The organism is Virgibacillus carmonensis (genome assembly GCF_057836705.1).
The window spans coordinates 1-616 of sequence record NZ_JBYQFJ010000240.1 but is presented as its reverse complement, the minus strand read 5'-3'; the positions used below and the strand labels follow the sequence as shown (position 1 = coordinate 616).

2 protein-coding genes are annotated in these 616 nt (G+C 34.3%); both read left to right on the top strand.

Annotation, left to right across the window (positions count from 1 at the left end):
- Window positions 1–148, top strand: a 148-nt coding sequence (locus AC3G7N_RS21615; RefSeq protein WP_489424188.1) for a stage VI sporulation protein F, incomplete at its 5' end; no start/stop codon positions are given.
- 245 nt (window positions 149–393) lie between these two features.
- On the top strand, window positions 394–591 hold the full coding sequence (locus AC3G7N_RS21610; RefSeq protein ID WP_089062591.1) for a DUF2768 family protein: 198 nt from the start codon (window positions 394–396) through the stop codon (window positions 589–591).
- Window positions 592–616 lie beyond the last annotated feature (25 nt).

Below are 616 nucleotides of genomic sequence, written 5' to 3'. Positions count from 1 at the left end.
AAAAACTGTTAGAAATTTAATCAGGCAGTTGTCCCGAATGGCTAATAAACCGGTATCTAAGGAAAAAGAAGACAAAATTGTACAATCCATAACTAAAAACAATATGCCAGTGGATATGCAATCGTTAAGTAAACTTTTTAAAAAGTAGGTTTTCATAGGCAAGTGATGATGCAATCGGTTGTTTACTCGCATACTATAAAACGCACAAGCATTCTTGGATAAAGTTGCTGAGGATATTATTTAGTCTTACTGAGATGGAGCCAGCCCTCTCCATCTCGGTTATTTATTTGTTTAATTTTTGCCATAAATAAAGGACGTGCATGCTACTTATCGCTGTAACCTATGTTATAATAACGATTGGCAACTAAAACCGTCAGTTTAGGAGGAAAAGATATGTCAACATCCATGCTAAAAATGTATGTTTCTTTTGTTGGTATGGTACTTTTAATCCTGGCAATTGGTTTGATTTTGCTTAGCAGATATAAACTTAATGGGTGGCTTGCTGGCATTGTAGCAACAATCGCTTATATTAGCTTAATTTTGGGAAGCATCATTATTTTTTATATTGTAATAAGCGGACCAACAGGATAAATGGTATAGGAGGATTTATACATGA